Source organism: Aurantivibrio plasticivorans (assembly GCF_055392955.1).
In genome coordinates, this window is sequence record NZ_AP036020.1 from 1,693,030 (window position 1) to 1,716,121 (window position 23,092).

The following is a 23,092-nucleotide window of genomic DNA, read 5'->3' on the forward strand; positions in this document are numbered from 1 at the left end:
ATTGAGATTTTGTGTTCATTTCTGGACCGGGTTTAAATAACTATTCAATATAACCCTGTCGAAAAAATGTCATCTAAATGTGTTTGCGGCCGTTCCACGGTTAGAGGCTACTAACTTTTTATGCACAAATTTGGTGTGTGCACGGTGGAAGACCCAAATTCGACTTTCTCTTCTTTACATATTGTTGTTGACATTTATAACCTATTGAAAAATAAAGAAAAATATACCGAGAGTAAATTTTAATCAATTTGTAACACCCCCCGATAAAATGGGCCTTTTCCCGGTTTTGCACCTCATTATCCACTGACTTATCCACAGATTTTGTGGAAAATTCCACATTGATTTATGGCTGAACAATCCGTTCAATTACTGGGCCGCAGGAGATGGGCTAACGCTGAATTCGTATTGGACCCCGTTGAATAAGTGGAGATTTGTGCTTTAAGGCGACACGTGTTGTCCCGGTGGGCCCCTGTTAACGGTTACTTGTTAATGATTCTAATAGTCATCAACCAGTAATACGCCGTAGGGACTAGGAACAAGGTAACGACAATTGCGCTAAGCATTCCGCCGACCATGGGGGTGGCAATTCTACTCATTACTTCCGATCCGGTGCCTGAGCTTATCAATATCGGCGCTAAGCCCAAGACGACTGTTGCTGTCGTCATCACTATCGGGCGGACGCGCCGAGTGGCTCCGGCTAACACCCTATCCCGAAGCTGTTGATCGGTAACCTGCTGAGGACTCGCTTTGAGTTGAGCATAGACGTCGGTTGTCGATTGATTTAAATACATCAACATAATTACAGTCAGCTCGACGCAAACACCAATGAAGGCAATAAAACCCACGCCAACGGCGACCGAAAAATTGTGCCCGAGTGCTGCCATCATCCAAACCGCCCCGAGTGTGGCGGTAGGTACACAGGCAAGTGTGACAGCGATCTCCGTGAAGCGTTGAAAATTCAAAAATAGCAGTAACACAATAATGGCGAACGTCAGCGGCACAATGTACAGCAAGTTATTTTTTGCTCGCTCCATGTATTCAAACTGTCCGCTCCACTGCAGGGAATAGCCTGCGGGAAGCTGGAGTTGTTGTTTAACAGCGGCCTGGGCAGCGTCGACGTAGCTGCCGACGTCGGTACCGTCAATATCAATCAGCGTCCAGCCGTTAATTCGTGCATTTTCACTTTTAATACTGGCAGGCCCATCGGCAATACGGATACTTGCTACATCACTGAGTGCGATGCGAGCACCGCTTGGCGTTACGATGGGTAGCAGTTCAAGTGCTTCCGGTGAATTACGATAATCTTGAGGATAGCGAAGACTAATAGGGTAGCGTTCTAAACCCTCAACGGAATAGGTCACGTTGGTACCGCCAATGGCGGTGGCGACAACTTGTTGTACATCGGCAATATTCAAACCATAGCGAGCGGCGCGCCCACGATCGATATCTACCTTTATATAGCGACCACCGGCAACCCGCTCGGAATAGACCGAGGCTGTGCCTGGTAGTGTCGACAGAATGGATTCCAGTTGTTGACCGACGCGCTGTATGATTTCAAGATCCGGTCCAGAGACTTTAATCCCTACCGGTGTTTTTACTCCAGTGGCTAGCATGTCGATACGTGTTTTGATCGGCATTACCCATGCGTTAACCATACCGGGTATGCGGATCAGTTGATTGAGTTCCTGGCGCAAGGATTCCGGTGTAACGCCTTCACGCCATTGATCGCGGGGTTTAAGTCGAATAAAAGATTCCACCATTGTTAATGGTGCAGGATCCGTAGCGGTTTCGGCGCGACCAATTTTCCCCATCACTGACTCGACCTCGGGTACAGTCATGATGAGCTTATCGGTTTGTTGTAGTATTTCTCTGGCTTTACCAATAGACACACCAGGGTGCGTGGTTGGCATATACATCAAATCACCTTCATCGAGTGGCGGCATAAATTCGCTGCCGATATTTTTAATCGGCATAAACCCCACGATAGTGATGATGAGCGCGAACACCAAGGTGATCTTGGGAAAGCGCAATACCGCACGAAGTGTCGGTTGATAAAGTGTAATCAAAAAGCGATTCACGGGATTCGTGGCTTCGGGTCGGATGTTGCCACGAATCAAATAGCCCATTAATACGGGTACAAGAGTAATGGCTAAAATGGCTGAGGCTGCCATGGCATAGCTTTTGGTATAGGCCAGGGGGCTAAACATCCGGCCCTCCTGTGCTTCCAGCGTAAATACCGGCAAAAAGCTCACCGTAATGATCAGCAAACTAAAGAATAACCCTGGGCCTACTTCGCTCGCTGCCTCGGAGACGGCTTTCCAGCGATCAGTGTTATTCAATGTTTTCCCTTCGAGGTGTTTATGTAGGTTTTCTATCATCACAATTGCTCCATCGACCATGGCTCCAATTGCAATGGCAATCCCCCCAAGCGACATGATGTTGGCGGAGACACCTTGAATATACATGACTATAAAGGCGGCTAAGATGCCTACTGGTATGGAGATGATGGCAACCAGTGATGAGCGCACATGGACTAAAAAGAGTGCACAAATAAGAGCAACTACAAAAAACTCTTCCAATAACTTTTGCCACAAATGATTGGTTGCGTTTTCGATGAGGCTTGAGCGGTCATACACGGTGACAACCTCCACACCTTGAGGCAGGCTATGGCTCAAGGTGTCGAGCTTTTGTTTGACGGCATCGATTGTTTTCTGTGCATTTTCACCGAACCGCATCACCACGATACCGCCGACAGTTTCGCCCTTACCTTTCCACTCCGCAATTCCACGGCGCATCTGGGGGCCTAAGTTAATCTGCGACACATCTCTTAATAAAATGGGACTACCATTTTTGTTGATGCCTAATGGTATATTTTCTAAATCGCTGACTGATTGAATGTAGCCACTGGCTCGTACCATATATTCTGCTTCGGCCATTTCTAAAACCGATGCACCGACTTCCTGATTGCCGCGATGAATCGCGGTATGAATATGGCTTAGCGGAATACCAAATGCACGTAATTTTTCTGGATCGACTTTGACTTGGTATTGCTTGACCATACCGCCGACAGTTGCGATTTCAGAGACGCCCGGTACGGTTTGTAATTCGTATTTTAAAAACCAGTCCTGCAAACTGCGCAATTGACTAATGTCGTGTTGACCAGATTTGTCTATTAATGCATACAAATATATCCAACCAACACCCGTGGCATCTGGACCAAGTTGTGGCCTAGCGCTATCTGGCAACGTGGGGGCCACCTGGCTGAGATACTCGAGTACACGACTGCGCGCCCAATAAAGGTCGGTGTCGTCATCAAAAATAACGTACACATAAGAATCCCCAAAGTAAGAAAAACCGCGCACGTTGACTGCACCGGGTACGGACAGCATTGCTGTGGTGAGTGGATAAGTGACTTGGTCTTCTACCACTTGAGGTGCTTGACCCGGATAACTGGTTTTAATGATTACCTGGACATCAGATAAATCTGGAATGGCGTCAACCGGTGTGTTTTTGATGGCGAAAATACCTGCGCCACAAAGTAGTGTGGTTAGAATCAAAATTAACACGCGATTGTGGATTGACCACTGAATAATAAAATTAATCATAGCCACTCCTAATGATTCGAATGATCAGTTGGTGAGGCGGCTTCTACTCCGTCATGTTCATTCGTCATTTTGTGCGCGATATTGGCAATCACAAATTGATTCGATGCCGATTCATAAATGTGCAAGCGCACATGCATGCCGGGTTCAATGTGTGAGACGTCTAGATTGCTGGCTACTGAAAAATCCATTTGCATGCGTGGTTGATTCCATTCACTAATGGCTTCATGGGTTGCCATGATTCTATTGTTGTCGATATCAATTTGCTCGATGGTGGCATCGACCCATACGAGGTCGTTGTGCGCACTGTGGTTCATGCGAGTAAAGTCGGAGTGAATGCTGGATTCTGAATCCAGTAAAAAGTTCGCCGAGACAACGACTTCATCGCCTGATGACAGCCCGTTAAGAATTTCGATATGTTTGTCGTCGGACCTACCAGTTGTAACATTGACTGATTTAAAGCGTCCTTCACCCAACGCTAGCACGATGCGCTGCGATGACCCCGTACGTATGACGGCATCACGCGGTGCGAGGAGGGTGGGGGATTGGTCTTCGCTGTGAATAATTACTTGCGCAAACATGTTGGGTTTTAATTCGCGATCTTTATTGTCAAAGCGCATGCGAACTCGCACCGTGCGGGTGGTGGGTTCTAAGGTGGGATAAACGTAATCTACTCGACCTTGCCAAACCTTGCCTGGCAAATAGTCTAATGAAATAGTGACTGCAGCACCTTCGTTGACTAACGCTGCCTGACGCTCGAAAATTTCAGCTTGAATCCATACTTCGTCGAGATCACCAATCGACATCATCGTTGTGCCCGGTTGAACATAAAACCCTTCGCGGATGAGTAAATTATCCACGACTCCATTTTGCGGCGCGTAGAGCGTTACCGTTTGCTTGACGTTACGATCTTTTTTCAACGTTTGAATGGTGGACTCAGGCACTTGCAGTGCGCGCAAACGCTCTATCGCAGCTTCAACCAAGCGCGATGAGTTGCGTTGAAGTGCTTGGACTAAATCTTCTTGCGCGCTTACCAAGTCGGGCGAATATAAGTCATACAATTTCTCGCCTTTAATCACCGGGTCGCCTTCGGCTTTGATATACAATTTGTCGACCCAGCCCGACACGCGAGGGTGAATATGGACTAATCGATCTTCATCGTATTGTACGTATCCGACAGTTTTAATATCACTTTGCAATAACTGCTCGCTGATAATCGTTGTGCGTACGCCAAGGTTATTCACGATGTCGGGGGAAATTTTTACTACGCCGACATCGGTCTCGTTATTTGATTCGTCATAGACGGGAACCAATTCCATTCCCATAGGCGAAAGGCCTGGCTCATCGCGTCGGTAATTGGGGTCCATCGGTGCGGCCCAGTACAAGGGCTTATTGAGGGCATCGCTGCTGTTGAGAGCGCTTGATACCCCCTTATTAAATGAGGGGGTTGCGATTAGTGTGATGGCAATACCCAAGCCAATACCCAGAGCAATTAATACGGCGTTTTTTGCAAGCAGATTCATTGTGTTTCCCACGCTAAGTTATCTCCTGCGCATAGCACAGAAAGCATTAAAACCTAAGAGATTTCAGGAATTGCGGGCGCAACTATCCTGTCTTAGCCAGCGATGGGAGGACGAAAGGGGGTATTGTCGAAGGAAGGGTGGATCGATGACGGTAGATCGGTAGGCACTTGTTTTGCAGAGCCTAAAAACACTTGGTCTATGTTAGCGGCAGCAACCGCGCTGAAATGGAGGGGGGCGCACTGTTCACTACAATCGATTTGGCAGCAATCATGTAGTTGGTTCGATGGAGAGGGCTCGTTTAGTGGTGGCTCAAGCATATCGTTTGCCGCATGATGGTGACTATGTTGTGACACCTGTTGCGACATGTGTTGCGACAAGTCTGAATCGCTGGTGGTCACCGGCATATCGCTACAGGCAGGCAGCGCAGCGGCCATCACATCAAGTGTGAAAAGCAGCCAGCAAAACATTGCAAACACATGTTTATAGCGTGTCATGTACAGCGCGCCATTTTATAGAGCCTTTATTTTCAGATCCTACAAGGACCCGTGAAGAGGTTTTATCCTAGTGAATAACGATTAGCTTAGAGTATAGGATATGACCGCGGGTTCCAAGTTGGGGGCGCATTTTAATCAACAAAATTTGGTCTGGGTCCATATCGCCTAGCGGGTTGGCTACGTATAATCGCGGCTCTAAGTACACAAGTAAAAGAGATAGACTACATGAATGACAATCAACCTGATCAGGAATTTTGGGACTTAGCCGATAGCTTCATCAACATGGCGAATGAACAAATGGAACACTCAGACCCAGGTAAAGTGAGTTCCGCGATCTTGTATGCGGCTGCCAGATTTAATGCATTTATTGTCGCGAATACCACCGAGGAAGATTTTGAGAGTGAGAAAGCCGGTGCGCTTCGTTATTTCACCAAGCAGTACCGAGTGATGTTAGAAGAAAGTTTAGAAGACTTCGAAAGTGAGCAATAACGTTAACGAAGCGTCGAGTGTTACATCCTTGAGGCATTTCAAGGACGTAACACTTCTGCCCATGTAGCTGATTGAACGACTCTAAAAGTCTATCACTGGATATGACGTTAGAGTGATGCTGCCACAGTCGCGCTCTGGTTAAAACACTGTGTCGGCATTCGCCGAAAAAAGCGTTTTTATCTCGCGGCTTGTGGAAAACTAGGTAGTTTATCGATGTCGCGTGCATCGTGCTGAATAATTACCGTAGCGTTCAAGTTCTTAGCGATATCCTTAAATCGGTCAAACGATGCGAGAGTATCAGCGCGATTAGTGTTAAAACTGGGTACACGTTCATTATCATAATTCTCGTGGAAATGTGCTAAATCACCACTGAGCAACACATACCCCATGGTTTTTAACTGGACTAACAATGCAGAGTGCCCTGGTGTGTGGCCTGGCATGCCTAGCATGATGACCGTTCCATCACCAAATATATCTTTGTCTTTGGCGACAACGTCGACTTTGCCATTTCCGTCTACCCAATGTTTTACCGGAGCTGCATTGGCCATTCGATTGGGTACTCGTCCAGAAAGTGCATCCCAGTCGCCCTGTCCCACGAGCAAGGTCGCATCGGGTAGTAAATATGATTGCCCAATATGGTCCCCGTGATAGTGGCTCAATGCTAAATAATCGATTTGATTGGGCTTAATATTGAGCTCACCCAATAGTGTAACAAGGTTCTTTTGGGGGGCGCGGGGACTGCCATCATCTGGATTCCCAGCATCCCACATTAGATAGTTTTCCCCGTGTTTGATGAGATAACAGCTATAGGTAAATTGAATTTTTGTATCGCGGTAATCGTAGGCGTCGGAAAATCGCGAAACGTTAGAAGGTTCTGGGGCAGAACCGCAATCGAGCCGGGTTAGTGATATCTCGACAGTGTTGTCGCTCAGACACCCTGCGCTAAAAACACAAGCGGCAGCGAACATTAGTAACCTTTGCATGTTTTCACTCCTTTTTATTTCGTTGTTATGTTTATGTGGTGGACCACAATTGGCTTAGTAGATCAACGTCGCTCAGTGGTAATGCTGCGATCATTTTTTATCTGAAAAACTGATGCCCAATTGTTTTTCAGCTGCAATAATAAGGTCTTTATCAAGTGGTGGCGCTGTAAGGTCGACGCCCTTTGATAGTGTATCGACGACAGTTTGCATGACGCTTAGGCGAGCGAACCATTTTTTGTTTGCAGGTATAACACACCAGGGGGCTAATCGTGTGGATGTGTTGCGAAACATGTCGTTAATCGCGATTTCGTATTCGGACCATTGTTGCCGATTTCGAATATCATCTGCCGTGAGTTTCCAACGTTTTACCGGGTCTTGCAATCGCTGTTCAAAGCGTTTCAGTTGTTCGTCGGCGTCAATATGTAAAAATAATTTTACAATACGCACGCCATCATTAATGAGTAGGCGCTCAAACTCGTTTATTTCTTGATAGGCGCGCTGCCATTCAGGATCGCTCGCGTACCCCTCAACTCGCTCAACTAGTACACGACCGTAATAGGAGCGGTCAAACACGGCCAAGGAGCCTGCCGCAGGCAACTTGTTAAAAAATCGGTATAAATAGTGTCTACTTTGCTCTTCTGCTGAGGGCGCTCCAATTGGGTAGACGTTGATGCTGCGCGGGTCGAGCTTTTCCGTTAAGCGCCTAATCGCGCCACCTTTTCCAGCAGCGTCCCACCCCTCGAAAACAATTAATGCACGCAACTGTTGGTGAAAATAGGCTTGTTGAATACGTAGCATCTCCCATTGAAGTAAGTTCAAACCGGACTCGTACTCCGCTTCAGTGCAGCAAGCGCTGAGGTCGATATCGCTGAGTTTCGGTGGTTGAGTTTCAATATCAATCGGGGATGGGGCGTTTGTCATCGAATGAACTACCTTAGCTGAGGTGTTTAGCTGTATGCCTCGTGATAAGCGGCAGCAGGTGGTGGGTGCGATGGAGCGAGAAGGAAGTCGTTAACATAACGTTAATCGGGTGAAAGTTGTCACGGGTCTCGATGAATTGGTCGGAGCGAGAGGATTTGAACCTCCGACCCCCTCGTCCCGAACGAGGTGCGCTACCAAACTGCGCTACGCTCCGTTGCGGTTATTCTAGCTTACGTCGAGTAAAACTGTGAAGGCTTCAGTATCGAAGTAATTTGAGCGTTAATGTTAAATTCTGTGTGACATATCCATGTTAGGATTGTCCGAAAAGGTATCGATTCACTACACCGCTGTTGGAGTATACATCTGATGTGGAGAACAAAGTTGACTAGCCTACCGGCTAAAGAACAAGCCTTACCGGGGCGCTGTGAGGCAATGGCGGTGGAGAACAAGCATTATGTTCACGGTCGGCCGATTCAACCTCCATTTCCGCAAACGTGCGACTCAATTGTTGTTGGCATGGGGTGCTTCTGGGGTGTAGAGCGTCTTTTTTGGGCTTTACCAGGAGCCTATACCACAGCGGTGGGTTACGCCGCTGGCTTGACACCCAATCCAACCTACGAAGAGGTTTGTACGGGGTATACAGGCCACAATGAAGTTGTACTGATTGTGTATGACCCGGCTGAGTTAGATCTCGATCGAATACTGCAGGTGTTTTGGGAGTCTCACGATCCAACACAGGGAATGCGTCAGGGGAATGATCGTGGTACTCAGTATCGCTCTGGTATCTATACCACTTCCCGTGAACAGTACCAGGCTGCCGTAAACTCTCGAGACCGTTATAAGCAAGCACTGAATGTACGAGGGCTAGATGAGATTACGACTGAAATCATGCCACTTGAAACGTTCTACTATGCAGAAGGGTATCATCAGCAATATTTAGCCAAAAACCCCGGAGGTTATTGCGGTCTTCAGGGTACAGGTGTTTCCTGTCCATCTTCGTAAGTTGAGCGCAGGCTGGGAGATAATTAGGCAGCTAGTGTCATATAACTCGGCGGCTTATCGCTGCTAAAATTTAACCGCTAGTGCAGTCGTTCAGTCGGAGGCTGATAGTAAGACGATATAAATAAATAGAACTATTAGACAATAAATAGACAACTCATTTTATAAGGAAGACCGTTAGTGAAAGCATTGAAATTGAGTGTGGTATTCGTCGCGTGCATCGCTTCGATAACTGCATGTCGCGGGGTTGACACTAAAGATACCCGTAATGATGGCCAAGGTGAGGTTTCCGTTTATATTAGCAGCTCCCCCATTGATGACCGCAATAGGGTCGATTCAGTAAACCTGCTGATCACTGCCTTACGTGTGACACCGACGGGTGGTGTTCCGATTGACATTGATATTGAACCTGATATCGCTGTTAATTTAATGGGGCTAGAAAACGGTGAAACAGAACGATTGCTCGATGAGTATTCTTTGGATATCGATAATTACGAATCCGTTGAGCTAGTGCTCAGTAGCTTTGATAACAACGTTGAATTTGAAAACCAAATGTTCGATTTATCTGTAAAAGCCGGTTTTGAAAATAACCTAACTAGCAACGTAAATTTTGAAATAGAAGATGATTCAGAGTATGAAATTACTATCAATATCGACCTCTATAAGTCTCTACAGGAAGATGCTAGCGTAGATCCGCAAGTGTATTATCTTTTGCCTGCCTTACGCCTGGTTCGGAATGAACGCTCTGCAACGATTACTGGGCAAGTCGATAATGCTCTTCCTGAAGACTCATCCTGCGACGACAATGGAGTCGGCGACGACGAAGGGAATGCAGTGTATGCTTTTTTAGGCGCTGGCGTGACTTTTCAAGATATTCAGCAAAATAGTGGCGACCCTTATGCGGTTGCTTCGGTCATCAAAAGCACTACGGGTTATACCTACAGCCTGTACAATCTAGAACCTGGCACCTACACCTTGTTTTTTACCTGTGATGGAAAATTAGATGAGCTCCAAGCAGATAATGAAAGCATTATGGCTCGATCTGATGCGGAAGAAATACAGGTAGGGTCGGGCGAAATTGAAACAGTAAACTTTATTGATTGACCGTTTTCATCTACTGTGATGTTGCTGCGCATCTGTCTAGTCGGTGTGCAGCTTTTACCCCCTATTTTTTAGTCCTCTAGTATAAAATCCTATCTGTGCAATTCTAGTTTTCATAAAAAATACACACCCAAAGGATGAATTTCTCCTACGCTTAATAATGATTTAGGTGTAACACCAATAATATTGGGTAAATGCGTAGGTAGATATCAATGGTGTCCACGTGGTTTGAGCGTTCGTATCGAGCCAGCGGTCTTGTCGCTAGCGTCTTTCTTGGGCTATGGATCGTTAGCCATTCCGCCATGGCAAACGAAGTTCGCTTCGTTGCGAATGGTAAAGCGTACCACTTTGATCGAGAAACGCCTTACAACGAAAAAAATTGGGGGGCGGGTATTAATGTATTGTTCGACGAGGGGAAACCCGTCCAAAAATTTGTCACCTTTAATACCTTCAAAGATAGCAGAAACCACACGGCGAACATGATTGGCGGTGGTATTCAGCGTCGATTTCAGTTCGAAGCGCTGGAAATTAAAGGTAGAGTCGATGCTGGCCTTACTGCATTCGTTATGAGTCATGAAAGCTATCGAGATGGAGCACCATTCTTAGGTGTCTTACCGTTTATATCCGTCGGAACAGAAGCCTTGGCGATAAACTTTGTATATATACCAAAATTCAAATCGAATACATCACCTCTACTGTTTATGCAGTTCATGTTTAGGTTCAACTCAAGGTATTAAAATTGCCGCATTCGCATAACTCCGGTCGCGTTAAGTTATCCAGGGTTCAGCTTGGAGGCCATATTGCGTCTGTAGTCTTTTGACGTTAAGGTTTCTGCAATAAATAATAATTTCTTATTGGGGATCTGAAATCGATGCGTCTTTGCTCTCTTATATTGATAGTTCTTACACTTTTCCCTCCTTTTGCAATAGCGGTGGATATAGAAGCGCTATTTTCTAGGCCAGAAATTACATCGGTTAAAATATCGCCAGATGGTGAGCACTTTGCACTGAGAATTTTCAGGGATGGAAAGCATGGGCTAATGTTTGTCGAGCGAGATGGATTCAAAGCAACAGGGGGCGGTTTTCTACCTGGTGGAGAAGAGGTGGGAGATTTTTTTTGGGTAAATAATGAACGAGTTGTGATCAATTTGCAGCAATTTAACCGATTTGAAGAGGCGCCAAGGTTTTACGGGGAGCTTTACGCTATTAATCTTGATGGAAAAAAAGGCGAGCTTATCTTCGGTTATCGTGCCGGACGTGAGCGAGTGGGCACTGCAGTTCGACAAAAGAAAGAAGAGAGAGCCTGGGCTGAAATTATTGATTTATTGCCAAATGATCCAAGGAAAATACTGATTTCTTATACTCAAGCCTCCTATTCTCGAAATAACGTGTCGAGAGTCCAGTATCTTGATGTATATCGAGGGTTTGATAAAGATACGGGAAAGTCTTCTAAATACCCTGAGGCGAGATTTTATACTGATCAGCAGCACGAGCCCCGAATAATTACGAGCGTGCGTGCAGATCGTACTGCTCATATTGAAGTGAAGATGGAAGATGGCAATTGGCTTGAATTAGAAAACGGCACGTTTGGTGACGCTTTTGGCCCTTTAGCTGCTGATCCATCGGGGAGTTCATATTTTATTTTTGACGATTATGAGACAGATAAGGCTGGTTTATTTAAGTTGTCACTAGATGGGAGCGGATACGAAAAGCTATTTGTGCATGATACGGTAGATATAAAAAGGTTTATTTTTAATCAAGATCATAGCGCAGTTGTGGGTATGATGGTCTATGATGGTTACCCTAGTTATTTAATGCTTTCGCAGGAGGATGAAAATGCGAAGGTATTTAGAAGAATGTTAGCGTCCTTTCCAGGGGCAGTCGTCAATATTACTAGTAGCAGTAGAGATAACAAATATTGGATTGTTTTAGTGAGTTCTGATGTCGAGCCCGCAAGCTACTATCTCTTTGATAAAGAGAATACGAAAATGAAATTTTTATTCAAATCCTACCCTGAGCTAAGTACCCAAAAATTAACTAAAATGGAAGCTATAAGTTATGAATCTTTTGATGGCCTAGAAATACACGGATATTATTCGCAAGCTCATAATGAGAGTGGTAAACCATCACCGATGATTGTTTTGGTTCATGGTGGACCTAGAATTAGAGATTATTGGGGTTTTCACCCACAGGTGCAAGCTTTAACATCCGCTGGTTATTCTGTGCTTCAGATAAATTACCGTGGCTCAAAAGGTTATGGGAAAGAGTTTTTGCATGCCGGAGATAAACAGTGGGGAAAAGCAATACAAAGAGATATTATCGCAGGTACTAAATGGGCAATAAAACATAAAAACGTGTTGGAAGAAAAAGTGTGCATAATGGGCGGAAGTTTTGGTGCCTACTCTGCTTTCCAAAGTGCCTCATTAGAGCCAGACTTATATAAATGTATTGTTGCTGCAGCTGGTATTTATGATTTGGGATTGCTATATACCAAAGGTGATGTTAAAGATTTCTATTGGGGAGATGAATATTTAGAAGAAGTTATTGGCAACGATATTGAAGAGTTGAAATCAATATCACCTGTGAATTACGCTGAAAAAATCAAGGCTGATATTTTTATTGCTCACGGTGAAAAGGATTCAAGAGCGCACTATGAGCACTACAAGCGTATGACTGAGGCAATGGATGAGGTGGGACTTGAATACGAAAGTTTCGTTATAAAAAAATCCGGTCATGGTTTTTATAGTAACGAAAATAGAATTTCTTATATGAAAAAAGTAATTGCTTTTCTGGAAAAAAATATGTCTTCTAATTAGTTAATAGCGTTATTCTATACTCAGCAAATAAATTCCTGTCGCCAAAAAAATATTTTGGTGGCAGGAATTTAAATCTAGGCGGCGTCCGCCTCCTGAATCGATTTGTCATCAATTTCTCTAATAATATGATCAAATGCCGACAAAGCGGCCGTTGCCCCAGATCCCATGGAAATAATAATTTGCTTGTAGTGGCTGTCAGTGACGTCGCCTGCAGCAAATACTCCAGGGATCGAGGTTTCCCCTCGTTTGTCAACGATGATTTCACCTCTTTCGTTGAGTTCAACGGTATCTTTGAGCCAATCCGTATTGGGTATTAAGCCTATTTGCACAAAGATGCCCGCGAGCTCTAGTGATTTCTCTTCGTCTGTTGTGCGATCGGTATAGCGAAGTCCAGTGACTTTTTCTCCATTCCCGACGACTTCGGTGGTCATTGCGCTCTTAACGATATCAATATTCCCCATCGACTTGGCTTTACGTTGCAATACCTCATCAGCACGTAACGTGTCGGCAAATTCTAGCACTGTTACGTGATCGACAATCCCCGCTAGGTCGATGGCCGCTTCTATACCAGAGTTTCCTCCACCAATAACGGCAACTTTTTTGCCTTTGAATAATGGACCATCACAGTGTGGACAGTAAGCAACGCCTTTTCCTCGGTATTCCTTCTCGCCGGGTACATTCATTTCTCTCCAGCGTGCACCCGTTGCCAAAATTGCGGTTTGTGTACGTAGGGTTGCGCCGCTTTCCGTGGTGACCTCTATCATTCCTTGGTCGTTGAGGGATACCGCACGTTGCGTGTTGATTAGATCCACATCGTATTCGAGTACGTGCTGCTCTAGGTTTGCAACAAGCTTCGGGCCTTCGGTTTCCTTTACGGAAATAAAATTTTCGATAGCGACAGTATCCATTACTTGACCACCGAATCGTTCCGCTACAATACCCGTGCGAATACCTTTCCGCGCAGCATATATGGCGGCGGATGCGCCTGCTGGTCCTCCTCCAATAATCAAAACCTCATAAGGGTCTTTGTTTGCTAGGCTTTCGGCAGCACGTTGATGCGCGTTGGTATCAACTTTATTTAAAATATCAGTTAATGACATACGACCACTCGCCAGTGGTTCGCCGTTTAGGTAAATTGCGGGTACAGCCATTATATTTTTGGCTTCAACCTCTTCTTGAAACAATGCACCGTCTACCATCGTATGCGAAATATTGGGGTTCAAGGTGGCCATTAAATTTAATGCTTGAACAACTTCAGGGCAATTTTGGCAGCTAAGCGAGATATAGGTTTCAAAGTGCAATTCAGTTGATAACGATTGAATTTGCTCAATTTCTTCAGCGCTTATTTTGGGTGGGTGCCCGCCTGTTTGAAGTAGCGCTAACACCAAGGATGTGAATTCGTGTCCCATTGGAATGCCGGCAAAATTTACTCGTGGGGTCCCACCTTTTTGAGCTATGCCGAGATTCGGTGATCGTTGAGATTGGCTTCCATCTGTCACAATGGATACGGCGTCGGACATCGATGCGATTTCCTCTGCAAGGTCGGAAAGCTCTTTTGATTTTTGATCTTCGCCGGTACGCACATGCAGCTCAATCGGGTGTACGATGTGTTGTAGATAAGCACTTAATTGCTGTTTTAATTGATTGTCTAACATGGGTACTCCTACCATTATGTCGGTTAAGAATTGCGCGCGATTGCGACACGCAACCGGTGTATTCGACGACACACCGCAGGGCGGTGTGCCTCTTTAGCTATTGCCGTTAAATTTTCCCCACCAAGTCCAAAGAGGGGGCAAGTGTTTCAGCACCTTCTTTCCATTTCGCGGGGCATACTTCACCTGGATTAGCGGCGATGTATTGTGCTGCTTTTACTTTTCGGACTAATTCGGATGCGTCGCGGCCAATGCCTCCTGCATTAATTTCTACGACTTGGATTTTTCCTTCAGGATCAATCACGAACGTGCCGCGTTCCGCTAAACCCGCTTCTTCAATCATGACACCGAAGTTGCGGGTGATTTGGCCTGTGGGGTCACCGATCATTGGGAATTTTATTTTCGCAATGGTTTCGGAAGTGTCATGCCAAGCTTTGTGCGTGAAGTGAGTATCTGTAGAGACTGAGTACACTTCGACTCCGCGTGATTGCAGCTCTTCGTAATAGTCTGCGACGTCTCCCAGCTCGGTGGGGCAGACGAAAGTAAAGTCAGCCGGGTAAAAGAACACAACGGACCATTTGCCTTTGAGGTCCACGTCGCTAACATCGACAAATTCACCATTGTGGAATGCGGTCGCTTTAAAAGGTTTGATTTCAGTATTAATGAGTGACTGTGACATGGATATCTCCTGGTTGAGTCTTGGGTTAATTGGGTTTTTCTCTAACGGGTTAAGATAGGCACATCTTAGGGAGTGCTTTGCGCTTGATGAAATCAATATAATCAAAGGGTTTAATAAAAAATATTAATCGGCCGTATCTGCCGGTGTATTACGGTTCTCGTGACAGTGGGAGCGGGGTATACTCGACGACATAAGCCTTTACTTTGCAAAGGCCATAAAATCTATGAAATTCAATCGATTAGGGATTTTTAGCGTGCTATTAACAATGCATCTACTTCGACAACGCACGACAATCATTGAGAGAGTTGCCCTTTGGGTGATGTTGATGTTGTCGATTCCAGTCAAGTCCTACGCATTGGAGCTTGAAGGGGACTGGGTTCAAGGTCAGATGCTGATTGGCCAGGTTACTCCCGGTAGTTCGGTGTCCTTTAACAAGCGTGATGTTCGGGTTGATAGTGATGGTGTATTCGTTATCGGGTTGGATAGGGATGAGCCTGCTTCTGTTGAAGTGATAGTGACGTCTGTTGACGGCTCTAGTGAGCGTCACTCATTTTCAGTTCAGCAACGTGAATACAACATTCAGCGGGTTGAGGGCGTTCCTGCAAAAACAGTTAATCCCCCCGCTGAAGAAATTGCCAGGATTAATCGAGAAAGTGCATTGACGCGGGCTGCTCGGCGCAAAGACTTACCGAGGAGGGACTTTTTGAGCGAGTTCCAATGGCCAGTGCTTGGTCCTATTAGCGGAGTTTATGGCAGTCAACGCTACTATAACGGTGAGCCGCGGAGGCCGCACTATGGTGTTGACGTGGCGCGACCGACTGGCACGTTAGTGGTTGCGCCAGCTGGCGGTATCGTCACTATGGCTCACGAGAACATGTTTTTTTCGGGAGGGACAATGATTCTCGATCATGGCCATGGTATATCGTCTAGCTTCCTGCACCTCAGTGAAATACTCGTTAAGGAAGGCCAGGAGGTGGAGAGGGGCGAACCGATTGCCAAAATAGGTGCTACCGGTAGGGTGACCGGGCCACACTTAGATTGGCGGATGAATTGGTTTACATCGAAAATAGACCCCCAATTGTTGGTGCCGCCGATGGCGGAGGTTATGCGGCAAGACCAATCGCAGTAGATCGCGTTATACTCGCGTTAAACCAACACCTATTCGGGCAAGATCTAGGTTAGTAACAGGCTTGCGCTGCAATACAGATTTTAGGCAGAAGAATGATTGATCAAAAATTATTAAGTATTTTGGTTTGTCCCGTGAGCAAAGCACCGCTTGAATATGATAAAGAAAAGCAGGAGCTAATTTGTTGGGCTAGTAGTCTAGTGTACCCAATTCGAGATGATATTCCGGTAATGCTGGAGAGTGAGGCGAGGCCGATTACCGCCGAAGAGCGCGAAGCACACGGTCGAGCCTAGCTTTAAAACCTGAAATTGCCGCATACCTATCGTTATTCCCGTTAGCTCCTCCAGCCGGTGCCGAGCTAAGTCCAGAAAGGATCAATGTACCATGAGCGAACCCAGCATTTTTACGCGTATTATGAACGGAGAGATTCCGTCGGAGACGATCTACGAAGACGACCATTGCATATGTATCAAAGACATTGCTCCCAAAGCGCCGACCCACGTACTTATCATTCCGCGTAAGCCGATTCCCCGCTTAGTCGATGCAGGGACTGAAGATCAAGCACTATTAGGTCATCTAATGGTGACTGTCGGCAAAGTAGCGACGCAGTTAGGTGTTGGTGATGCGTTTCGTTTAGTAATAAATAATGGCGAAGAGGCTGGTCAAACCGTCTTCCATTTGCACATGCATATTCTTGGTGGCAAGTCGTTTAGTGAGGGTAATCTAGGCTTCTAAGTCGCCTCTTTGGCTTGCAGCGTTCGAGCTGTGTGCGTAAAAGCCTTTGTGGCTTTTGCGAGGGAAGCTGGTAATTGGATAGTCTGGGGCATCACGAGTCCTAAAAAGTTGACCCAAAGCCTGGCTGCCCAAGACGTCATTGACGCTATATAGTCAGTGCAATGCTGATACAGATGACCATGACGAGAATAAGGCCGCCAACCACCAAGCCGACTGATTTTAGTGTTTGGGCATCGCCCGGTTGTAAACTTTCGCTACTCATAAACTATCTCCGTTGTGCCAATTTATTATGGATTTGACTACGACTTCGATACTGCGTGAAGCGGGGAATTCTGAGTTTTCACTCAAATTCTCCGGTCCAACCGTATAAGACGGTGTAATTTTGGTCAAGCACGTACTTTTTATAAGGAAATAACCCTCTATAGCCTGTATATATCGCCTAGATAGCTTGTTTCTCAGAGCAGTAATCCCTACCATTGCACACATTTTTCCCAACCTGCAGAGGCGTCCCGAAAAAGGGATGTAAGCCTTTGATATCATTTGGAAGTTACGTATGAAGAGCGCCGAAATTCGCCAAGCGTTTTTAGATTATTTTGCTAAACAGGACCATACCGTCGTACCCAGTAGTTCACTGGTTCCTGGCAATGATCCCACTCTGCTATTTACTAATGCAGGTATGGTGCAATTTAAGGATGCGTTCTTAGGTTTAGAGCAACGCCCGTATACACGTGCTACCAGTTCTCAACGCTGTGTTCGCGCAGGTGGTAAACACAATGACCTGGAAAACGTAGGCTATACAGCGCGCCACCATACGTTCTTTGAAATGTTGGGCAACTTCAGTTTTGGCGACTACTTCAAAGAAGACGCGATCCGCTTTGCTTGGGAATTTCTTACCGAAGTACTCAAACTGCCGGCTGAGCGTTTGTGGGTCACAGTACACATTTCTGACGATGAAGCTGCGGACATCTGGATAAAAAAAATGGGTGTCGATCCCGCGCGTTTTTCTCGCCTTGACGAAGACAACTTTTGGCAAATGGGGGATACCGGTCCCTGTGGCCCGTGTTCTGAAATATTCTACGATCATGGTGAGGATGTGCCTGGCGGACCACCAGGCAGTGAAAATGACGACCTTGATCGCTATATCGAAGTCTGGAATTTGGTCTTTATGCAGTATGAACGTCAAGCTGATGGTAGTTTGAAAAATTTGCCCAAGCCCTCGGTTGATACTGGCATGGGGCTAGAGCGTATTGCCGCGGTTATGCAAGGCGTTCACAACAATTACGAAATTGATTTGTTTCAAGCTTTACTGAGCGCCGCTGCAAAAGTCACAGGCACCAAAGATTTATCTAACCAATCACTTCGAGTCATTGCAGATCACATCCGTTCTTGCTCGTTTCTTATTGCCGATGGTGTTATTCCTTCTAATGAAGGCCGGGGTTACGTGTTGCGTCGGATTATTCGACGAGCTGTTCGTCACGGTAATAAACTTGGACAGACCGAGAATTTTTTCTATCAACTGGTTGATGCTTTAGCAACAGAAATGGGCGAAGCGTATCCAGAACTTATTGAACAAAAAGATCTCATAAAAAAGGTTCTATTAACGGAAGAGCAGCAATTTGCAAAAACGCTGGAAAAAGGCATGGCTGTTTTGGAAAACGCCTTGGCAGAATTATCTGGTACAGAAATCCCGGGCGAGGTGGTTTTCACGCTGCATGATACTTATGGCTTCCCCACTGATCTAACCAATGATATTGCGCGTGAGAAAAGCTTAACCATTGATATGGATGGTTACTCACGCTGCATGGAGGAACAACGTAAACGCTCTAGCGAAGCGGGCCAGTTTGGTATTGATTACACAAAGTCACTCAAAGTAGACGGCGTAACAGAATTCACGGGTTACGACGCACTAAGTGACAACAGTACTGTGTCACATATTTACCTGGCGAATGATGCGGTGTCTCAGATAAATGAAGGTGACGAAGCGGTAATCGTTCTAGATAAAACGCCTTTTTATGGAGAGTCCGGTGGCCAGGTCGGAGATACAGGTTACTTGATTACTAGTGGCGCAAAATTTGAAGTGCGTGATTGTCAAAAGTCGGGTTCTAACCATTTGCACATTGGTAAATTACTTTCTGGTTCTTTGGCGGTTGGAGAAAAAGTATCAGCGAATGTTGACGATGATGTGAGGCGAGCAACAGCACTCAATCACTCGGCAACTCACTTGTTACATGCGGCATTACGAACAGTGCTCGGCGAACATGTGACGCAAAAAGGCTCGCTTGTGGATTCGGAGCGTCTACGTTTTGATTTTTCTCATTTGGAAGCCGTAACTCAAGCCGAATTAAAAACTATTGAGCAGATGGTGAATCAACAGATTTTAAAAAATTCATCTGTTTACACAGAATTATGTGATATGGAAACCGCGAAAACAAAAGGTGCTATGGCGCTTTTTGGAGAAAAATACGGCGACGAAGTACGTGTTTTGAGTATGGGGGATGGTTTTTCCGTTGAACTTTGTGGCGGCACGCACGTATCGAGAACAGGCGATATCGGTTTAATGAAAATTCTGTCCGAATCAGGTATTGCCGCCGGTGTTCGGCGTATCGAAGCTGTAACTGGTAGCACCGCACTAGCGTATATAGACCAGCAACAATCAACGTTGGATACTGTTAGCTCATTGGTGAAATCTAATGCCGATAGGGTAATTGAAAAAGTTGAGCAGTTGATACAGCAAAACCGACAGCTTGAAAAAGATATGCTCGCCCTCAAATCCAAATTGGCTAGCAGCTCCAGCGACGACTTGGTTGCTCAAGCGATTGATGTGAACGGCACCAAAGTATTGGCAGTGGATGTTGAGGGTGCTGATGCTAAGTCGTTGCGCGATATGGTTGATCAGCTCAAGAATAAGCTTGGTGAGTCAGTTGTTTTGTTGGCTTGTAGTGATGGAGAGAAAATTTCTCTAGTGGCAGGGGTGAGTAAGGGTACAACCTCTAAGTTGAAAGCCGGCGATCTTATGCGTGAAGTAGCACAACACGTTGGAGGAAAAGGTGGTGGTAGACCCGATATGGCTCAAGGTGGAGGCAGTGACGTCGCTGCGCTTCCTCATGCATTAAAGGCAGCAAAGGAATGGATATCGGAAAGACTAGTTTAAATAGTTATAACAGTTCTGAGCAGTGTCGATTGATACTGGAAAGAGCTCGAATGTTAGCGCTTTGCTAACTATAAAGATTCGTATTTCTAGCTTAACTTTTACGGAGTTTTGTTGTTAAATTGGCGCCCCCTTTTATGTCCTTTCGACCAGGTAGTTCAGGCTGCACGTATACATAAAGTGTTTAAGGAGCAGGTTCTTTTGGCTAGTGCCTGAAAGAGCCTTTTATTGTTGTTAGTAATTTTAGGAAAATTTGAGCATGGCATTGTATGTTCAAAAGTACGGTGGTACTTCAGTAGGTACGACCGAACGAATTGAAGCAGTCGCGGAGCGCGTTGCACGATTCAAGTCTGATGGCCACGATATGGTGGTTGTGGTTTCAGCCATGAGTGGTGAAACCAATCGATTGATCGCATTAGCAAAAGACATTCAGGACGATCCAGATCCTCGTGAAATGGACGTACTTGTCTCCACTGGTGAGCAGGTCACGATCGCGCTTTTATGCATGGCGTTAAAAAAGCTCGGTATCGATGCTAAGTCATACACTGGTGGCCAAGTACGTATCCACACGGATAGTGCTCATACCAAGGCGCGCATCCAGGAAATCGATGTTGAACGCATGCGTACTGATCTTTCCCAGGGACGTGTCATTGTTGTCGCGGGTTTTCAGGGGATGGATGCAGACGGCAATATCACAACACTTGGTCGAGGCGGCTCAGATACCACAGGTGTTGCGCTTGCTGCGGCACTTGAAGCTGACGAAGCTCAAATTTATACCGATGTCGATGGAGTCTACACAACAGATCCTCGGATGGTGCCTAAAGCTAAGCGGCTAGAAAAAATTACATTTGAAGAAATGTTAGAAATGGCGAGCCTTGGCTCAAAAGTATTGCAAATTCGCTCGGTAGAATTTGCAGGCAAATATAAAGTCCCACTACGTGTTTTATCGAGCTTTGAGGATGGCCCAGGCACGTTAATAACCCTCGATGAGGAAGATGATTCTATGGAGCAGCCCCTGGTTTCTGGGATCGCGTACAATCGCGATGAAGCAAAGATTACGGTTAAAGGTGTGCCGGACATCCCCGGTGTCGCGTCCAAGCTGCTTGGACCTATTGGTGATGCGAACATCGAAGTCGACGTGATTGTACAAAACGTCGCAGCAAATAATGCAAATGACCTAACCTTCACTGTGCATCGCAATGATTCCGCTAAAGCCGTGAAAGTGCTCGAGCCGATCGCACATGAGATAGGTGCTCAAGGTGTCGAGTCAGACGATCAAATTACTAAAGTGTCTTTAGTGGGCGTCGGCATGCGATCTCACGCTGGGGTAGCTGCCAAAATGTTTAATACCTTAGCGGAAGAGAATATTAATATTCAGATGATAACTACATCGGAAATCAAGGTGTCAGTTATCATTGATGAGCGTTACCTAGAGTTGGCTGTACGCAGCTTGCATACCGCATTTGGTTTAGATAAGAATCTTGAAGATTAATGTAGAATTTGGCGCCAAAGTTTTGCAAAATGATGACTTTGGTGCCAATTCGCATAGACGGTAACGCACGTATCACTATAAGAATTACCGATATGCTAAACCCTTTCTTTTTAAGGTAGCGGTCGATATTGCTTAAATATCCAGCTACTCTTAAATAACTGGCGACAGGAATAGGGAAGGGTTCTTGTAGAGCATATACAACGAAAGCTCTGCTTCACAGGATGACCTAAGGAGATAGATGCAATGTTAATTTTAACCCGCCGTATCGGCGAGACCTTGATGGTTGGCGATGAAGTCACGGTCACGGTCCTCGGTGTGAAAGGCAATCAGGTGCGCATTGGTGTCAATGCCCCCAAAGAAATTGCCGTACACCGCGAAGAGATTTACCAAAGAATTCAACGTGAAAAGCAAGACGAGGGAGGCAACAGCTCTCGTTAAGCGACGCGATGTTGATATACAGAAGGCAGTTCTGCGGAGCTGCCTTTGTTGTTTCTAGAGTATTTAAAATTCAATTGATCAAAACTTGTTAAACTATTGATTTTATTGCGCAATAAACTTTGATTTTTAGCGAGATATGGTATGATCGCGCTCCTTCGATAGGGCGACAGATATGCTCTATTGATTGTACAAATGATTTCCAGTGAGGTGGCCGAGTGGCCGATTCGCAGCGCCAGTGGAGAGAGCGTCGAACAGGCGACCCGAAGGGCGAGGAGAGCAGCGACGAGTTACGCGCTCCCCAAAAATAAAAAACAGCGCCGACGTGAAGTTCAGTTTGGCTCTGCAAAATAGACAAATAGAAACGATTTCCGGTGAGGTGGCCGAGTGGCCGACTCGCAGCGCCAGCGGAGAGAGCGCCGAACAGGCGACCCGAAGGGCGAGGAGAGCAGCGACGAGTCACGCGCTCCCCAAAAATAAAAACAGCGCCGACTTGATGTTCAGTTTGGCTCTGCAAAATAGACAAATAGAAACGATTTCCGGTGAGGTGGCCGAGTGGCCGAAGGCGCTCCCCTGCTAAGGGAGTATCGGGGAAACCTGATCGAGGGTTCGAATCCCTCCCTCACCGCCATTAATTAGGATCAAGCCAGGCATAGCCTGGCTTTTCTGTTTATGGCTCACGGTCGCAAGATCCAACGCAAAATCATCGATTTCGGGTGTTCAAAACGTACGAAACATGTTGCGCGAAAAACACCTTCAACGCCAAGCAAATGGCCAGGTAATGCACGAAGCGACGATAAATCGTCAGGGCAGACGTTTTGAACTGCTCCGCTGGCCGAAGGCCGGGTGGCAGGACGGGACACCACCCACAAAAAAGCCGCGATAAACGCGGCTTTTT

General features: G+C 46.0%; 18 protein-coding genes and 2 tRNA genes. 12 read left to right on the forward strand and 8 right to left on the reverse strand.

Annotation, left to right across the window (positions count from 1 at the left end; genetic code table 11):
- Window positions 1-479: 479 nt before the first annotated feature.
- From ACZ5NB_RS07520 to ACZ5NB_RS07530, 3 genes are all read right to left on the reverse strand, one after another.
- The gene (locus ACZ5NB_RS07520; protein WP_460232436.1) at window positions 480-3,605 is read right to left on the reverse strand and encodes an efflux RND transporter permease subunit; all 3,126 of its coding nucleotides are present in this window, start codon (window positions 3,603-3,605) and stop codon (window positions 480-482) included.
- Window positions 3,606-3,613: 8 nt separating this feature from the next.
- Window positions 3,614-5,125, reverse strand: a complete 1,512-nt coding sequence (locus tag ACZ5NB_RS07525) for an efflux RND transporter periplasmic adaptor subunit (RefSeq protein ID WP_460232438.1) — start codon at window positions 5,123-5,125, stop codon at window positions 3,614-3,616.
- Window positions 5,126-5,217: 92 nt separating this feature from the next.
- Complete coding sequence (locus ACZ5NB_RS07530) at window positions 5,218-5,619, reverse strand: hypothetical protein (RefSeq protein ID WP_460232439.1); 402 nt, start codon at window positions 5,617-5,619, stop codon at window positions 5,218-5,220.
- Between the two features lie 225 nt (window positions 5,620-5,844).
- Between ACZ5NB_RS07530 and ACZ5NB_RS07535 the strand changes: the two genes are divergently transcribed.
- Window positions 5,845-6,108, forward strand: coding sequence for a DUF3144 domain-containing protein (locus ACZ5NB_RS07535; RefSeq protein WP_460232440.1), 264 nt, complete (start codon window positions 5,845-5,847; stop codon window positions 6,106-6,108).
- A 176-nt stretch (window positions 6,109-6,284) separates the two neighbouring features.
- Here ACZ5NB_RS07535 and ACZ5NB_RS07540 read toward each other — a convergent pair whose 3' ends face one another.
- The 3 genes from ACZ5NB_RS07540 to ACZ5NB_RS07550 form a co-directional block, all read right to left on the reverse strand.
- Entirely contained in the window at window positions 6,285-7,091 is an 807-nt protein-coding gene (locus tag ACZ5NB_RS07540; RefSeq protein WP_460232442.1) for an N-acyl homoserine lactonase family protein, read from the reverse strand.
- Between the two features lie 90 nt (window positions 7,092-7,181).
- A complete protein-coding gene (locus tag ACZ5NB_RS07545) occupies window positions 7,182-8,012 on the reverse strand; it encodes a polyphosphate kinase 2 family protein (protein ID WP_460232444.1) in 831 nt (276 codons plus the stop codon).
- A gap of 137 nt (window positions 8,013-8,149) precedes the next feature.
- A tRNA-Pro gene (locus tag ACZ5NB_RS07550) sits at window positions 8,150-8,226 on the reverse strand.
- A gap of 152 nt (window positions 8,227-8,378) precedes the next feature.
- Between ACZ5NB_RS07550 and msrA the strand changes: the two genes are divergently transcribed.
- From msrA to ACZ5NB_RS07570, 4 genes are all read left to right on the forward strand, one after another.
- Complete coding sequence (gene msrA, locus ACZ5NB_RS07555; RefSeq protein ID WP_460232445.1) at window positions 8,379-9,014, forward strand: peptide-methionine (S)-S-oxide reductase MsrA; 636 nt, start codon at window positions 8,379-8,381, stop codon at window positions 9,012-9,014.
- A gap of 177 nt (window positions 9,015-9,191) precedes the next feature.
- Window positions 9,192-10,115, forward strand: a complete 924-nt coding sequence (locus tag ACZ5NB_RS07560) for a DUF4382 domain-containing protein (RefSeq protein WP_460232447.1) — start codon at window positions 9,192-9,194, stop codon at window positions 10,113-10,115.
- A gap of 209 nt (window positions 10,116-10,324) precedes the next feature.
- Window positions 10,325-10,849, forward strand: coding sequence for a hypothetical protein (locus ACZ5NB_RS07565; protein WP_460232449.1), 525 nt, complete (start codon window positions 10,325-10,327; stop codon window positions 10,847-10,849).
- Between the two features lie 194 nt (window positions 10,850-11,043).
- Complete coding sequence (locus tag ACZ5NB_RS07570; RefSeq protein ID WP_460232450.1) at window positions 11,044-12,927, forward strand: alpha/beta hydrolase family protein; 1,884 nt, start codon at window positions 11,044-11,046, stop codon at window positions 12,925-12,927.
- Window positions 12,928-13,001: 74 nt separating this feature from the next.
- Here ACZ5NB_RS07570 and ahpF read toward each other — a convergent pair whose 3' ends face one another.
- Complete coding sequence (gene ahpF / locus ACZ5NB_RS07575; protein WP_460232451.1) at window positions 13,002-14,582, reverse strand: alkyl hydroperoxide reductase subunit F; 1,581 nt, start codon at window positions 14,580-14,582, stop codon at window positions 13,002-13,004.
- A gap of 106 nt (window positions 14,583-14,688) precedes the next feature.
- Window positions 14,689-15,258 (reverse strand): alkyl hydroperoxide reductase subunit C, encoded by a 570-nt coding sequence (ahpC, locus tag ACZ5NB_RS07580; RefSeq protein ID WP_460232453.1) that lies wholly within the window; start codon window positions 15,256-15,258, stop codon window positions 14,689-14,691.
- 223 nt (window positions 15,259-15,481) lie between these two features.
- Here ahpC and ACZ5NB_RS07585 point away from each other — a divergent pair, with 223 nt between their 5' ends.
- From ACZ5NB_RS07585 to ACZ5NB_RS07615, 7 genes are all read left to right on the forward strand, one after another.
- Window positions 15,482-16,387, forward strand: a complete 906-nt coding sequence (locus ACZ5NB_RS07585; RefSeq protein ID WP_460232455.1) for a M23 family metallopeptidase — start codon at window positions 15,482-15,484, stop codon at window positions 16,385-16,387.
- A 92-nt stretch (window positions 16,388-16,479) separates the two neighbouring features.
- Window positions 16,480-16,677, forward strand: a complete 198-nt coding sequence (locus ACZ5NB_RS07590; RefSeq protein ID WP_460232457.1) for a Trm112 family protein — start codon at window positions 16,480-16,482, stop codon at window positions 16,675-16,677.
- Window positions 16,678-16,768: 91 nt separating this feature from the next.
- Window positions 16,769-17,119 carry a histidine triad nucleotide-binding protein gene (locus ACZ5NB_RS07595; RefSeq protein WP_460232459.1) on the forward strand — a complete coding sequence of 117 codons (351 nt, stop codon included), beginning with the start codon at window positions 16,769-16,771 and terminating at the stop codon, window positions 17,117-17,119.
- 553 nt (window positions 17,120-17,672) lie between these two features.
- A complete protein-coding gene (alaS, locus tag ACZ5NB_RS07600; protein ID WP_460232461.1) occupies window positions 17,673-20,270 on the forward strand; it encodes an alanine--tRNA ligase in 2,598 nt (865 codons plus the stop codon).
- A 256-nt stretch (window positions 20,271-20,526) separates the two neighbouring features.
- Window positions 20,527-21,759 carry an aspartate kinase gene (locus ACZ5NB_RS07605; protein ID WP_460232463.1) on the forward strand — a complete coding sequence of 411 codons (1,233 nt, stop codon included), beginning with the start codon at window positions 20,527-20,529 and terminating at the stop codon, window positions 21,757-21,759.
- A gap of 243 nt (window positions 21,760-22,002) precedes the next feature.
- Window positions 22,003-22,197 carry a carbon storage regulator CsrA gene (csrA, locus tag ACZ5NB_RS07610; protein WP_460232464.1) on the forward strand — a complete coding sequence of 65 codons (195 nt, stop codon included), beginning with the start codon at window positions 22,003-22,005 and terminating at the stop codon, window positions 22,195-22,197.
- Between the two features lie 538 nt (window positions 22,198-22,735).
- A tRNA-Ser gene (locus ACZ5NB_RS07615) sits at window positions 22,736-22,825 on the forward strand.
- Window positions 22,826-23,092: the final 267 nt, after the last annotated feature.

Coding starts and splice junctions, on each gene's coding strand:
- ACZ5NB_RS07565 (WP_460232449.1), top strand. CDS start 10,325: ATGGTGTCCACGTGGTTTGAGCGTTCGTATCGAGCCAGCGGTCTTGTC.
- msrA (WP_460232445.1), top strand. CDS start 8,379: ATGTGGAGAACAAAGTTGACTAGCCTACCGGCTAAAGAACAAGCCTTA.
- ahpF (WP_460232451.1), bottom strand. CDS start 14,582: ATGTTAGACAATCAATTAAAACAGCAATTAAGTGCTTATCTACAACAC.
- ACZ5NB_RS07590 (WP_460232457.1), top strand. CDS start 16,480: ATGATTGATCAAAAATTATTAAGTATTTTGGTTTGTCCCGTGAGCAAA.
- ahpC (WP_460232453.1), bottom strand. CDS start 15,258: ATGTCACAGTCACTCATTAATACTGAAATCAAACCTTTTAAAGCGACC.
- ACZ5NB_RS07525 (WP_460232438.1), bottom strand. CDS start 5,125: ATGAATCTGCTTGCAAAAAACGCCGTATTAATTGCTCTGGGTATTGGC.
- ACZ5NB_RS07545 (WP_460232444.1), bottom strand. CDS start 8,012: ATGACAAACGCCCCATCCCCGATTGATATTGAAACTCAACCACCGAAA.
- ACZ5NB_RS07520 (WP_460232436.1), bottom strand. CDS start 3,605: ATGATTAATTTTATTATTCAGTGGTCAATCCACAATCGCGTGTTAATT.
- ACZ5NB_RS07585 (WP_460232455.1), top strand. CDS start 15,482: ATGAAATTCAATCGATTAGGGATTTTTAGCGTGCTATTAACAATGCAT.
- alaS (WP_460232461.1), top strand. CDS start 17,673: ATGAAGAGCGCCGAAATTCGCCAAGCGTTTTTAGATTATTTTGCTAAA.
- ACZ5NB_RS07595 (WP_460232459.1), top strand. CDS start 16,769: ATGAGCGAACCCAGCATTTTTACGCGTATTATGAACGGAGAGATTCCG.
- ACZ5NB_RS07605 (WP_460232463.1), top strand. CDS start 20,527: ATGGCATTGTATGTTCAAAAGTACGGTGGTACTTCAGTAGGTACGACC.
- ACZ5NB_RS07530 (WP_460232439.1), bottom strand. CDS start 5,619: ATGACACGCTATAAACATGTGTTTGCAATGTTTTGCTGGCTGCTTTTC.
- csrA (WP_460232464.1), top strand. CDS start 22,003: ATGTTAATTTTAACCCGCCGTATCGGCGAGACCTTGATGGTTGGCGAT.
- ACZ5NB_RS07535 (WP_460232440.1), top strand. CDS start 5,845: ATGAATGACAATCAACCTGATCAGGAATTTTGGGACTTAGCCGATAGC.
- ACZ5NB_RS07540 (WP_460232442.1), bottom strand. CDS start 7,091: ATGCAAAGGTTACTAATGTTCGCTGCCGCTTGTGTTTTTAGCGCAGGG.